Source organism: Vibrio genomosp. F6 (assembly GCF_005146325.1).
Classification (GTDB): domain Bacteria; phylum Pseudomonadota; class Gammaproteobacteria; order Enterobacterales; family Vibrionaceae; genus Vibrio; species Vibrio cortegadensis.
Genome location: NZ_SYUT01000037.1, coordinates 1 through 13,408, shown reverse-complemented (window position 1 = coordinate 13,408; position 13,408 = coordinate 1). Strand labels below are relative to the sequence as shown.

Below are 13,408 nucleotides of genomic sequence, written 5' to 3'. Positions count from 1 at the left end.
TACATGGAACATAATAAGCTCGCAGTATATCAACTCCGTCCTTATTAGGTAACACCAATTTCCGCGATCCTAAGCACTTAACGTGACATTTCACCATTTGAATGTGGCTCGACTTAGGCTAGAATCCCGACCTCATATTAAAAAACACAGTAAGGTAACAATCATGATCATCCTTCACACAAATTTTGGTGACATCAAAGTTCAACTAAACGAAGAAAAAGCACCAGAAACTAGCGCAAACTTTCTACAGTACTGCCGTGATGGTTTTTACGACAACACGCTTTTCCACCGTGTTATCGATGGTTTCATGATCCAAGGCGGCGGCATGACTTCTGGCCTTAAAGAAAAAACAACTCGTGCGACTATCAAGAACGAAGCAAATAACGGCCTTGCAAACAAAGTTGGTACGTTAGCAATGGCTCGTACGATGGAACCACATTCTGCAAGCTCTCAGTTCTTCATCAACGTAAACGACAACGCTTTCCTAAACTTCCGCTCAGAGAGCCGTGATGGTTGGGGCTACTGTGTATTCGCTGAAGTTGTTGAAGGCATGGATATTGTTAACAAGATCAAAGGTGTTAGCACTGGTACTATGGGTATGCACCAAGATGTTCCACTAGAAGAAGTGATCATCACTGGTACAACAATCGAAGCGTAATTCGATTTAATACATTCGATACAAAACAATAGGAACTGGGGCGTATTTATTACTCCCCTTTTTTATACTATGAATACTCTATTTATCTCCGATCTTCACCTTACTCCCCAGCGTCCAGATATCACTGAATGTTTCTATACCTTTATGCGTGAGGAAGCGATCCATGCCGATGCCCTCTATGTCTTAGGTGATCTATTCGAGTTTTGGGTGGGTGACGATGATACTTCGACATTCGCATCGGATATTCGCGCAGCGTTTCGACAGTTAGTCGACTCTGGCGTACCTTGCTACTTCACTCAAGGAAATCGAGATTTTTTAGTCGGTAAGCGATTTGCTAAACAGACGGGTGTCACACTATTAGATGAAGTCTCCGTGATTGATCTTTATGGAAATAAGGCTGTGGTACTGCATGGTGATACCCTTTGTACTGAAGATGTGAAATATCTCGCTTTTCGGGAAAAAGTACATCAACCGTGGTTACAGTTTGTTTTCAATAGAATCCCATTTTTTATTAAGAAAAAAATCGTCGCGAAGGTGCAGTCCGATATCAAAGGAGATAAGCAGACTAAGTCTTTGGATATCATGGATGTGACGCAAAGCGAAGTTGAAAAAGTGCTCGATCATAATAATGTTGATTTGATGATTCATGGGCATACCCACAGACCAAATATTCATTCCTTGCAAACATCACAAGGTACAAAAACTCGTATTGTTCTTGGTGATTGGTATACCCAGGGCTCAGTTCTTGTACTAAACGCGCAGGGTTTTGAACTACAAGAAAGACCCTTTTCAGGTTAATTAGTTAAGATTGCGCTTTTTATTTTATTTTCCTCGACTGAAACATAGAATTTTTACTAAAAAACGCTATCATAAATCATTATAATCTTAACCGAACGCGATTCGACATTGAAGTATACCTACGTAGCACGCCAGCCTATCTTAGACATAGATAAGAAAACGATCGGTTATGAACTGCTGTTTAGAGACGGTCCTAAAAATACCTTTCCTGAAATCGACCCTAACCTCGCAACCAGCAGGTTATTGTCTGATCATTTTTTAACGACTCACTACAGCATGTTGGGCACGAAACTTGGATTCGTAAATTTTCCATATCAAAGTTTAGTGAACCTGGTTCCTTCTCTTTTTCCAAATCACAACTTAATTGTTGAGATCCTTGAAGACTGTGAGCCTGATGATGAACTATTTGAAGCCATTAAGAAGCTGGCTTCAATGGGGTACAAGCTCGCACTTGATGATTTTATTCCAAGTAAAGCTTGGGTTCGATTTTTACCTTACATCTCTATTATCAAATTCGATATTCGCCAAGTTTCAATTGAGAAGTCAGCGGTTTTCATCCAGCGACTTGCCAATACTAAAATCAAATTTTTAGCTGAAAAAGTGGAAACCTACGAAGAGTATGAAGAGGCAAAAAAAGCTGGATTCCATTACTTTCAAGGTTATTTCTTCAGTAAGCCGGAGATGATTCAGCGTAAAGCGATGAATCCAAATTTCATTACGATTGTTCAGTTATGTAAAGAGATCGCGGTTGAGCCCATTAACTTTGCTGAAGTAGAACGATTACTATCGTGTGATGTGACGTTATCGTTTAAATTGCTCACTTACGTAAACTCAAATCATATGATTACTACGAGTATCAAGTCTTTTAGACAAGCACTCGTCTATTTGGGTGAACAGAAACTGAGACAGTTTGTCTCTTTCGTTGCCATTGCGTCAACTCAAGAGCGTAAACCCGATTCTCTTTATGGACTCGCGATTCAACGCGCCAGATTGTGTGAGTTGTTATCACTAAAACTAGACACACAAAATGACGATCTTCGTGGGCAAGCGTTTCTAACGGGTATGTTTTCGTTGCTTGATTCTCTGCTCGATCACCCGCTGGATCAATTAATAGATTCTATCCCAATTGACGATGAGATAAGACTCGCCCTCACGAAGCAAGAAGGTTTGCTGGGTAACCTCTTATCCTTGATCACTGCGTATGAAAAAGCACAGTGGGATAAGACACTGCTCTTGCGAGAACAACTCGGTATCAGCGAAGAGCAACTTGCCCAATGCTGTGATGAAGTGGTCGCATGGTCACAAGATTTAATGTCCCCCATGCAGCATTAACCAACGCACTCAGTACAACTACACCACTCACATATTTTAGATGACCTCTGTTGAGGTCATTTTATTATCAGGAATAAATCATGTCTTCATGCCCATGTGGAACGAATAAACCTTATTCAAGCTGCTGTGAAATTGCTCATAAGCATCATGCTGATGTCACAACGCCAGAACAGTTAATGCGTTCACGTTACTCGGCTCATGTGTTGGGTCTCGTCGATTACGTCGTCGATACTTATCACCCAAGTTGCAACGCTCAAGAGCAACGCGAAGGCATTGCAGATTCAATTGATAGTGACTGGTGTAAACTTGAAGTAATTTCAACTTCAATGGGTAAGGATGAAAATGAGGGCTTTGTAGAATTTAAAGCTTACCTAAACGAAGATGGTGAACAGCTCTGTTTATCAGAAAAGTCTCGCTTTTTAAAAGAGAACGACCTTTGGTATTACATTGATGGGGAATTTCCAGAAGTCCAAGATCAGCCCCATGAGCCTAATAACACAGAGCCCCAGCAGCCTAGCGATCCACGTTTAAATCAGACGGTTGAAAATTTCAAGATCGGACGAAATGATCCATGCATCTGTGGCAGTGGTAAAAAGTTTAAGAAGTGTTGCGGTTAGCCCTCCTCAACAAACAAAAAATTCGCTCCGAATAGAAAAACGGAGCGAATCAGTACGAATAAAAATGAGATTCAAGCCTGAAAAATTATTTGTGTCGCTCTTTTAATTTATTAATCACATCATTCATCGATAAACCTTGATCTTGAAGTAAAACAAGCAAGTGATAAATCAAATCAGCCGATTCACACACTAACTCCGCCTTATCACCCGACGTCGCCGCAAGCGCGACTTCAACACCTTCTTCCCCCACTTTCTGCGAAATACGCTTGGTGCCACGGGCATAAAGGCTGGCAGTATAAGAAGAGTCAGGATCGGCGTCCTTGCGGGCAGCCAATAACTGCTCAAGTTGATGAAGCCAAACCATTTGGGATTCTTCTTGTTTGTCTGAATCCCAACAGGTTGTCGTGCCTGTATGGCAAGTAGGGCCAATTGGTGAAACTTTCACAAGTAGAGTATCGTTGTCACAATCTAATGAGATATTCTTCAATTGCAGTACGTTGCCAGACGTTTCACCTTTGGTCCATAAACGCTCTTTCGTTCGAGAAAAGAAGGTGACCTGACCCGTTTGCCCAGTTTTAGCCAATGCTTCAGTGTTCATGTAACCCATCATAAGCACTTGGCTTGAGGTAAAGTCCTGCACAATCGCGGGAACCAACCCTCCAACTTTTTCCCAATCGATACGATCCGAAAGCGATGCTACGTCCTGTTGTTGCCACTGTTGCTGAAATTGATCGCTCATAAACGTATCTCCACGCCTTGTTGTTTCAAATACTGTTTCAATTCGCCAATGTTGATGACTTGCTTATGAAAGACTGAGGCTGCAAGTGCCCCATCCACATTGGCCTTTTTGTACGCTTGTGCAAAGTGTTCCATCGCTCCAGCTCCGCCAGAAGCAATAAGCGGCACGCCACAAACTTCACGAACCATATTAAGTTGTTCGATATCATAACCGTTACGAACACCATCTTGGTTCATCATATTCAATACGATTTCACCTGCTCCACGCTTTTGAACTTCTTGTACCCAATCACGGGTTTCCCAGTTAGTAGCCTTAGTTCGAGCTTCATCTCCGGTAAATTGATATACCTGATATTTTCCCGTCTCTTTGTCAAAATAGGAGTCGATACCAACCACGATACACTGAACGCCAAACTTATCGGCAAGCTTGGTAATCAGCTCTGGGTTCGCTAACGCAGGCGAGTTGATAGAGACTTTGTCCGCACCAAACTCTAAAATGCGAGATGCGTCTTCAGCCGATTTAATGCCACCCGCGACACAGAATGGAATATCAATCACTTCCGCGACACGTGCCACCCAGCTTTTATCAACCACTCGGCCGTCACTCGATGCGGTAATATCGTAGAAGACCAACTCATCCGCCCCCTCTTCAGCGTATCGCTGCGCCAAAGGAACAATATCACCAATAATTTCATGATTTCGGAACTGAACACCCTTTACCACTTGTCCATCTCGGACATCGAGACACGGTACTATTCGCTTTGCCAACATGAGAACGCCTCCTCTGCGGTAAACTTACCATCCAAAAGCGCACGGCCAACAATCACGCCAGCGACACCACTTCCTTTTAAAGCTTCAATGTCCGCTAAGCATCCAATGCCGCCTGATGATTGAAATTGCACTTGTGGATATTGCTTACAAAGATCAACATACAGTTCGACATTCGAGCCTTCTAAGGTCCCGTCTCTTGAAATATCCGTGCACAGCACATGCTTCAAACCAACCGTTAAATAATCATCGATCAACGCTTCGATCGTCACGCCTGAATCTTCTTGCCAGCCTGAAATTGCAACTTTACGTACGCCTTGCTGATCAATATTGATATCGAGAGCGAGTACGATCTTCTCGGCTCCGTATTTTGTCATCCAACCTTTAACTAATTCAGGCTGTTTAACGGCCGTTGAACCCACCACGACTCGTTGTGCGCCTGCTTCAAGTAAATCCACCACATCTTGCTCGTTGCGAACGCCACCACCAATTTGAATACTCGCTGGGGTACTGGCTAACAAGGTGGCGATCAAATCAAGCTGGCGGGCAGTGGTATCTTTTGCGCCGGTAAGATCGACAAGATGAAGCCAGTTCGCTCCCGCTTGGTGATACAGATTAAACTGCTCAGCCGGATCCACTTTGTATTCTGTTACTTGACCATAGTCCCCTTGGAACAAACGAACGACTTGGCCTTCTATTAAATCTAATGCTGGAATGATCAATGTAAATTCCTTTTTTTTCTCATAGATGCGGTATGACTACAGCTCTAGAAACTTAGCTCTAAAAACTCATCTCTAAAAACTCAGCTCTAAAAAGTTTTGTATCAGCTTCGAACCTGCTTTTGAAGAACGCTCTGGGTGAAATTGAACCCCATAGTAATTATCACTTTGCAAAGCAGCGGTAAATGGGTTGCCATATTCACATCGAGCGATGGTGTAATCACCAACCGGCATGGCGAAGCTATGCACAAAGTAAAAGTATTCGCCTTCTTCAATATCTTTGAATAAAGGGTGCCCTTGAGATGCTGACACGGTATTCCACCCCATATGTGGCAATGGCAAATCGCCCGTTTCCATCAAACGAACTTCACCAGAACACAAACCTAAACACTCAACTTGAGCATCCGCTTTCTGGCCTTTCTCTTGAGAGAGACGCCCTAACAGCTGCATTCCTAAACAGATCCCAAGCAGCGGTTTTTCGACTTGTTTGACTAAACTAATTAGATCTCGCTGCTCAAGGTTTTTCATTGCTTCGCTTGCGGTACCGACTCCTGGCAAAAACAACTTATCTGCGGCTAAGACCACTTCAGGATCTTTCGAAATCACCACTTCATACCCCAAACGTTGTATCGCAAATTTCACTGAGGATACGTTGGCACAACCAGTATCGATAATGACAATGTTCTGATTAAGCATGATTCATTCCCTCGTTAAAGCACGCCTTTGCTGCTAGGTAATTCATTCCCTTCGACCTTAATCGCCTGGCGAAGTGTACGGCCAAATGCTTTAAATAAGCTCTCAATGATGTGGTGATCGTTGTCACCCGTCGATGATAGGTGCAGAGTGCAAGCTAAGGTATCAGTTAACGACCGGAAAAAGTGCACCACCATTTCGGTAGAAAGATCGCCAACTTGCTCACGGCTAAATTTTGCGTCAAATTTAAGATAAGGGCGTCCAGACAAGTCTAAAGCACACTGAGCCAAGCACTCATCCATTGGCAAACTAAAGCCAAATCGACCAATGCCACGCTTGCTTCCGAGCGCTTCTTTTAACGCTTCACCAAGCGCTAATGCTGTATCTTCAATTGTGTGGTGATCATCAATGTGCAAATCACCTTTCACATTGAGCTTTAACTGGAATCCACCGTGAGTCGCGATTTGATCAAGCATGTGATCAAAAAAGCCCATTCCCGTTTCGATCTGATTACCACCAGATTCATCCAAATTGACCGCAACACGAATATCCGTCTCTTTAGTGGTTCTAATGACTTCAGCGGTTCTCGCGTTCACCGTGAGGTCTTTTAAGATATCTTTCCAGTTCATCGACTCTGGATTGTATTGGATCCCTCGGATCGCCATATTTTCTGCTAGGGCTAAATCCGTGGCGCGATCTCCAATCACGACTGAATGTTTAAAATCGACTTTGCCACCTTGAAGGTACTCTTTAACCATACCCAATTTCGGCTTACGGCAAGAGCAGTTATCTTCATCAAAGTGCGGGCAGATTAAAACATCGTCAAACTTAACGCCTTGAGACTCAAATATTTCCATCATCATATCTTGAGGGGCATCAAAATCCGCTTTAGGGTAACTGTCTGTCCCTAAGCCATCTTGATTTGTCACCATCACTAATCGATAACCCGCCTCCTGCAATGAAAGCAGGCTAGGAATCACGAAGGGCTCAAGTTTTAATTTATCTAAACGGTCAACTTGAAAATCGATCGGCGGCTCAACAATTAAGGTGCCATCTCGATCAATAAATAGAATTTTTTGTTGATTGCTCACTGGAACTTCCTTTTAAATATAAAGCTAAAGGTTAAAAATCTAACCTCAATAATCATGAAACGAGCGATATCGCCACTTTCTTAAATCATCATCTAGACAGCGTAATAGTTACGAATAAATCCAACCGTTTTCTCACACTCTTCTCGATTGCCAATACTAATGCGAACACAGTCTTTAATTGGGGAGTTTCTTAAAATGATCCCTTTTTCCCATGCTGCTTTAAATAACGCATCACCATCACTAAATTTCACTAATAAGTAATTGCCCCACCCTTCGAAAATTTCGATACCCGCGATAGTCATCAGCCCTGCTTGTAAATAAGCTCGGTTTGCATTCAAATCCAATACTTGAAATTTTGCACGGGCCAACCCTGATTCAGATAAAGCTTGAATGGCTATCTCAGCAACCGGAACTGGAACTGGGTATGGCGCAATGACTTTCAATAAAACATCGATGATCTCTTTGTTCGCGAGGGTGAACCCACAACGTAACCCCGCTAAAGCAAAAGCTTTGGAAAGCGTACGCAAAATCGCTAAATTCGGGTATTGCTCAAGTAAGTCAACCGTTGAGACTTCAGGACAAAAATCGATATACGCTTCATCCATGACCACGATAGCTTTATCTTTTGTCATATCAAGGAGACGAACGATATCAGCGCGCTTAATCACGTTTCCAGTTGGATTATTAGGGCTACAAACAAACACTAATTTAACTGACTCTAAATTAGATTCGATACCGTTAATATCCAGTTGCCAATCTTGCGTAAGCGGTACTGTTTTTTGTTCAACACCAGATGTTTCCGCACTGATCGCGTACATTCCATACGTTGGTGGGCAGAACAGAATCGCATCCTCACCCGGCTCACAAAAAGCACGAATCAAAAGCTCAATGCCTTCATCGGCCCCACGTGAGGTCAGTGTTTGCTCAGGTTTAACACCTGCATAAGCCGCATATGCTTCGATAAGAGCCTTAGGCTGACATTCACTATAACGATTCAAGCGTGAAAAGTCGGTTTTGTATTCGTTATCAAACGGGGATTCATTTGCGTTTAACCACACATCCCCACTGCCGCCAATTCGACGCGCAGATAAGTAAGGAGTCAATGACTGCACTTGTTTACGTGCAAGCTTTTCCATAACTAAACTCCCTTCCCTGCTTGGTCGCTTATCTCTATTTTTGCAAGCTTTTCAATACGAATGGTTACCGCGCGTTTATGCGCATCTAGCCCTTCAGCATCTGCCATTGTCACGACAGTGGGAGCTAGAACTTTCAGCCCATCCGCTGTGAGTTCTTGTACTGTCATTCGTTTAGAAAAATCAGCTAGTCCAAGGCTAGAGTATGTTTTCGTATAACCATATGTCGGCAACACGTGGTTGGTACCCGATGCGTAATCACCAGCAGACTCAGGAGACCAATCACCTAAGAAAATTGAACCCGCATTGTCTAACAAAGGAAGCAATTCACGAGGGTTTTTAGTTTGAACAATTAAGTGCTCAGGACCATAGTAATTTGAAATCGAAATACTTTGGGTTAATGATTCAGCAATAATAACCAAACTTGATGACAGTGCTTTTTGAGCAATATCTGCACGAGAGAGTTGCTGTAGTTGCGCTTGCACTGCATCCGTCACCTGGTCGGCAATCATGGGTGAAGGCGTAACTAATACAACTTGTGAATCTGGCCCGTGCTCTGCTTGGCTCAATAGATCAGCCGCTATAAAGTCTGGGTCAGCGTTTTCATCGGCAATGACCAGTACTTCAGAAGGACCCGCAGGCATATCTATCGCCGCGCCTCGGAAATCATTGCTCACCTGACGCTTGGCTTCTGTGACATAAGCATTCCCCGGGCCAAATATTTTATCTACTTTAGCAACTGATTCAGTCCCATAAGCCATTGCCGCAACAGCCTGACCACCACCGACGTTATACACTTCATCTATGTTACATAACTTCGCTACATATAAGATTTCATCTGCAATAGGAGGTGGAGAACAGAGTACGACTTTTCGACAACCTGCAATTTGCGATGGAACGCCAAGCATCAATACGGTTGAAGGGAGCGGCGCACTTCCTCCTGGAATATATAGACCAACGGTATTGATCGGGCGAGTGACTTGCTCACACACAACGCCGGGTTGAGTCTCCACACGTAAAGGTTGAGGCTTTTGGGCTTTATGAAACTTTGCAATATTGTCGTACGCTTGATTCAATGCTTCTTTCATCGAATCACTCAGTCGCGCAGAGGCATCTTCTATCTCTTGGTTTGAGACGCGGATAGACTCAGGGACAACACGATCAAACTTTTCAGTTAACTCGATTAATGCTTTATCGCCGCCTGCACGAACTTGACGAATAACATCAGCGACAGCAGAGGTAATATTCGCGCCTTCAGTAATAGCTGGACGTTCTAGAATCGCATCTTGCTGCGATTCACTTAATGATTGCCAAACAACCGTTCTCATCTCAATCACCCCATCATTTTTTCAATAGGAAGCACTAGAATTGAACTCGCACCGAGCTCTTTAAGCTGCTCCATCGTTTCCCAGAATAAATTCTCTGTACTCACTAGGTGTACAGCCACTTTATCCGTATCAGATGATAGAGGGAGTACGGTAGGATCTTCAGCGCCCGGTAACAGTGATTTGATCTGCTCAAGCTTATCGGTAGGGGCGTGCAGCATAATGTATTTTGACTCTTTTGCTTGCTGTACACCTTGCATGCGAGTCAGCAGTTTTTCGATCAGCGCCACTTTGTCAGTATCAAACTCACCGGTTCTCTGAATAAGGGTCGCTTTAGATTGGAAAATGACTTCCGCCTCTTTTAAGCCGTTCGCTTCCAAGGTTGCACCTGTCGAGACTAAATCTGCAATCGCATCCGCTAACCCAGCACGAGGAGCGACTTCAACGGAACCTGTTAGCATACATGTGCTGAAATCAACGCCCTGTTCATCCATATAGCTCTTTAGCAATTGAGGGTATGTTGTCGCAATTCGTTTGCCGGCCAAATCTTGCGGACCGTTATATTCTTCATCTTTATTAATCGCGATAGACAGTCGACAACCGCCAAAGTCTAATCGGCGTAATGCGATAAATTCACTTGGTTCATTCAGTGCTTTACGGTCTAGGCGAACCTCTTCTAATTCATTCTCACCGATGAAACCAAGATCTACCACACCGTCCATGATAAGACCTGGAATATCGTCATCGCGAACGAGTAATAGATCAATTGGCATATTTTCGGAGTGAACAACTAAACGTTCACCCATTATGCTGAATTTAACACCGCACTTTTTAAGTAGGTCTTGGCACTCTTTACTTAAGCGGCCTTTTTTTTGAATTGCGATTCTTAGTCGTTGTGATTGCATTGCTTTATCCCTGTGCAAATTATTGAATATTTATTAAGTCGTTATAAAAATAATGAATTCTGTAAGCATAAAAAAACCCTCGGAAGTTTCTCTCCCGAGGGTTTAAATCTAAATACTTTGACTTAACCTCCGGGAGTTTTCCTGCCTCCCGGGTATGCGCGTATCTCCCGAAAGACTAAACTGGGTGATGATGGTGATGAATGTTCATTACGAATTTGCGCATAGTTATTTACTCTTGTTGGCTTACTGTCTTGTCATTCACACTAACTAAGCTAGTGATGATTTTCAACAACTAATTTAAAAAAATTTAACTGGCTAACCATTTATTTGTTACGCGCACAAAAAAAGGAAGACGAATCTTCCTTTTTTATCACAGATAATCAATGAATTAAGCTTTCTGAGCATTCGCCATTTTTGATTTTGATAACGCGGCTAATACACAACAAACGGCCACAAAAGCCACCGATGCTGCAACAAAAGAAAGCGCAACAGATGATGTAAAACCTAGCACGATGAAGCCAACACAAGAGACTAACGCAACAGAAACGGCATAAGGCAATTGAGTCGCAACGTGATCGATATGATTACAACGAGCACCAGTAGATGACAATATCGTTGTATCGGAAATTGGAGAGCAGTGGTCACCAAATACTGAACCAGCCAGTACAGCACCGAGCATTGGTAGCATTAATGCAATATCCGTTGCGGCGGCCATATCACCTGCAATCGGTAACATGATGCCGAATGTTCCCCACGATGTACCTGTTGAGAATGCCATTACACCCGCAAGCAAGAACAGAATTACAGGTAGCCAATGCGTACCGATATTGCCTTGTGCAAGCGATGATAAGTAAGTACCCGTTTTCATATCACCGATGACAGAACCGATTGTCCATGCAAAAACAAGGATCAGAATGGCTCCGAACATTGAACGAGCGCCAATCCACATAGTGCGCACGATTTCAATCGCTGGCAGTTTTTGACGCACAACCGTCACTATAGCCAACACTAGACCAACACTGCCGCCATAGATAAGTGCTTTACCTACATCGGTATTTTCAAAAGCACCTAAGACGTTAAATGCAATTCCGTCCGCAGCCAGTGCTTGGCTACCGGTATAAAGCATTGCCGCCACAGTGGCTGCAATAAGAGCCAGAATAGGTAGCACTAGATCCAATACAGAACCGTTGCTGCTCTCTTTTATATCCAACTCTTCATTAAGATCATGCGCATCTTGGCTATCATTATCTTCATCAAAACCGCGACCTTGAGAAGCGTTAATCTCATGCTCTCGCATTTTGCCCACATCAAGTCCAAACCAAGCAACAGCGAATACCATCAACAGAGCAAATACCGCATAAAAGTTCATTGGAATAAGACGGACATATGCGCCCAATGCAGAATACTCAGTCACACCATGAGTCACTAGGATGCCACCAATGATTGTCATGATATATGCGCCCCAGCTAGAAGCAGGCATAATCACACACATCGGTGCTGCTGTAGAATCAAGGATGTACGCCAGTTTTGCGCGAGAAACGTAAAAACGATCCGTCACTGGACGAGAAATCGCACCTACAGCTAAACTGTTAAAGTAGTCATCGACAAAAATAAACACGCCAAGAAATGCAGCAAGCAGTTTTGAACCACGTTTACTTTTAACTCTTGATTGTGCCCATTCAGCGAACGCACGAGTACCACCAGAAAGCGTAAGCAGAGCTGTCATCATGCCTAATAGTAGTAAGAAACCAACAATACTCATGTTCCAAGAGTTGATGCCACCATCTTCAATAAATACACCAGACACTTTCGTTCCGACGTAACTGACTGCGCTACCTACTGAATAATCAGCAAGCAAAATAGCGCCCATGGCGATACCGACACCTAAAGAGACTAAAACTCGACGAGTAATAATAGCAAGACTCAATGCCACGATTGCGGGCAAGAGAGAGAGAGGAGATGTTGCAAAATCGATTAAATTCATGATCTTCAAAAACCAGTTATTTTGGTTAGAGATCTACTGCAGATAAGTGACGATTCACTATTAAATCGGACTTATATGTAACTTAACGGAAGGACAGCAATTGCCTAACCCAACCCTACAGTAGCGCTCCATAGTTTAAAAAATAAGACTATGGCAGTGTTGTCCCTATTTGATGACAACCCCAGCAAGCCGTTTTAATTTACAGACTTACTTCGGCAACTACACCTTTCACTGTTATTCATTGGCATCACCCCAATAACAGATACTGATTGTAATTGCACCTCTACGGCAAGAATACAATTTGACTATTGCGTGAATAAAAAAGCAACAAAAAAACTGCATACCTGCATCAGGTAAAACTCATTGTACTTATCTATAGCACCATTGCAACACATCATTCCATGGTTAAAAACATATGTGACATACCATATTCAATACAAATAAGTATGCAGTTGCACAGCACTATGTGTCAAAAGTCACATCTTTTTGACCTACGCTGCCAAATGTATTTTCTTTATTGCATTTATAAATCAAATATCAATTACTTTATTTAACGTCAATATGAAATTAGTCTATTGTTCAAACTATCTATTTTTCTAATAATTCCTAAATTTTAATCATATAAACAATTTAAATAATAATTAATA

The 13,408-nt window shown here is 42.8% G+C and carries 13 protein-coding genes, 1 riboswitch and 1 other annotated feature; of the genes, 4 read left to right on the top strand and 9 right to left on the bottom strand.

The annotated features are described in order from the left end of the window. Positions 1-163: 163 nt before the first annotated feature. The 4 genes from FCV43_RS14850 (at position 164) to FCV43_RS14835 (ending at position 3,405) form a co-directional block, all read left to right on the top strand. The gene (locus tag FCV43_RS14850; RefSeq protein WP_017054711.1) at positions 164-658 is read left to right on the top strand and encodes a peptidylprolyl isomerase; all 495 of its coding nucleotides are present in this window, start codon (positions 164-166) and stop codon (positions 656-658) included. 69 nt (positions 659-727) lie between these two features. Further along, complete coding sequence (gene lpxH, locus FCV43_RS14845) at positions 728-1,456, top strand: UDP-2,3-diacylglucosamine diphosphatase (RefSeq protein ID WP_136995645.1); 729 nt, start codon at positions 728-730, stop codon at positions 1,454-1,456. A 108-nt stretch (positions 1,457-1,564) separates the two neighbouring features. After that, complete coding sequence (locus tag FCV43_RS14840) at positions 1,565-2,788, top strand: EAL and HDOD domain-containing protein (RefSeq protein WP_136995644.1); 1,224 nt, start codon at positions 1,565-1,567, stop codon at positions 2,786-2,788. A 77-nt stretch (positions 2,789-2,865) separates the two neighbouring features. After that, positions 2,866-3,405: a YchJ family protein gene (locus FCV43_RS14835; RefSeq protein WP_136995643.1), complete on the top strand. Its 540-nt coding sequence runs from the start codon at positions 2,866-2,868 to the stop codon at positions 3,403-3,405. Between the two features lie 85 nt (positions 3,406-3,490). On the opposite strand, the gene hisIE is transcribed toward FCV43_RS14835, so the two are convergent. The 9 genes from hisIE to FCV43_RS14790 form a co-directional block, all read right to left on the bottom strand. Then, positions 3,491-4,144, bottom strand: coding sequence for a bifunctional phosphoribosyl-AMP cyclohydrolase/phosphoribosyl-ATP diphosphatase HisIE (hisIE, locus tag FCV43_RS14830; protein WP_017054707.1), 654 nt, complete (start codon positions 4,142-4,144; stop codon positions 3,491-3,493). Then, positions 4,141-4,914 carry an imidazole glycerol phosphate synthase subunit HisF gene (gene hisF, locus FCV43_RS14825; protein ID WP_017054706.1) on the bottom strand — a complete coding sequence of 258 codons (774 nt, stop codon included), beginning with the start codon at positions 4,912-4,914 and terminating at the stop codon, positions 4,141-4,143. Before hisF ends, hisIE begins: the two co-directional genes overlap by 4 nt. After that, positions 4,896-5,633: a 1-(5-phosphoribosyl)-5-[(5-phosphoribosylamino)methylideneamino]imidazole-4-carboxamide isomerase gene (hisA, locus tag FCV43_RS14820; protein ID WP_017054705.1), complete on the bottom strand. Its 738-nt coding sequence runs from the start codon at positions 5,631-5,633 to the stop codon at positions 4,896-4,898. Before hisA ends, hisF begins: the two co-directional genes overlap by 19 nt. A gap of 72 nt (positions 5,634-5,705) precedes the next feature. Further along, complete coding sequence (gene hisH, locus FCV43_RS14815; protein ID WP_136995642.1) at positions 5,706-6,326, bottom strand: imidazole glycerol phosphate synthase subunit HisH; 621 nt, start codon at positions 6,324-6,326, stop codon at positions 5,706-5,708. Between the two features lie 14 nt (positions 6,327-6,340). Further along, positions 6,341-7,414, bottom strand: coding sequence for a bifunctional histidinol-phosphatase/imidazoleglycerol-phosphate dehydratase HisB (gene hisB / locus FCV43_RS14810; protein WP_136995641.1), 1,074 nt, complete (start codon positions 7,412-7,414; stop codon positions 6,341-6,343). A gap of 92 nt (positions 7,415-7,506) precedes the next feature. Continuing rightward, positions 7,507-8,550, bottom strand: coding sequence for a histidinol-phosphate transaminase (gene hisC / locus FCV43_RS14805; RefSeq protein WP_136995640.1), 1,044 nt, complete (start codon positions 8,548-8,550; stop codon positions 7,507-7,509). Positions 8,551-8,552: 2 nt separating this feature from the next. Continuing rightward, positions 8,553-9,875 carry a histidinol dehydrogenase gene (gene hisD, locus FCV43_RS14800; protein WP_136995639.1) on the bottom strand — a complete coding sequence of 441 codons (1,323 nt, stop codon included), beginning with the start codon at positions 9,873-9,875 and terminating at the stop codon, positions 8,553-8,555. Between the two features lie 5 nt (positions 9,876-9,880). Continuing rightward, the gene (gene hisG, locus FCV43_RS14795; protein WP_017052219.1) at positions 9,881-10,777 is read right to left on the bottom strand and encodes an ATP phosphoribosyltransferase; all 897 of its coding nucleotides are present in this window, start codon (positions 10,775-10,777) and stop codon (positions 9,881-9,883) included. Positions 10,778-10,844: 67 nt separating this feature from the next. After that, positions 10,845-10,977: a sequence feature (His leader region), on the bottom strand. Positions 10,978-11,165: 188 nt separating this feature from the next. Next, positions 11,166-12,761 (bottom strand): Na+/H+ antiporter NhaC family protein, encoded by a 1,596-nt coding sequence (locus tag FCV43_RS14790; RefSeq protein ID WP_136995638.1) that lies wholly within the window; start codon positions 12,759-12,761, stop codon positions 11,166-11,168. Between the two features lie 113 nt (positions 12,762-12,874). Further along, positions 12,875-13,055, bottom strand: a riboswitch (Lysine riboswitch). Between the last annotated feature and the right edge of the window lie 353 nt (positions 13,056-13,408).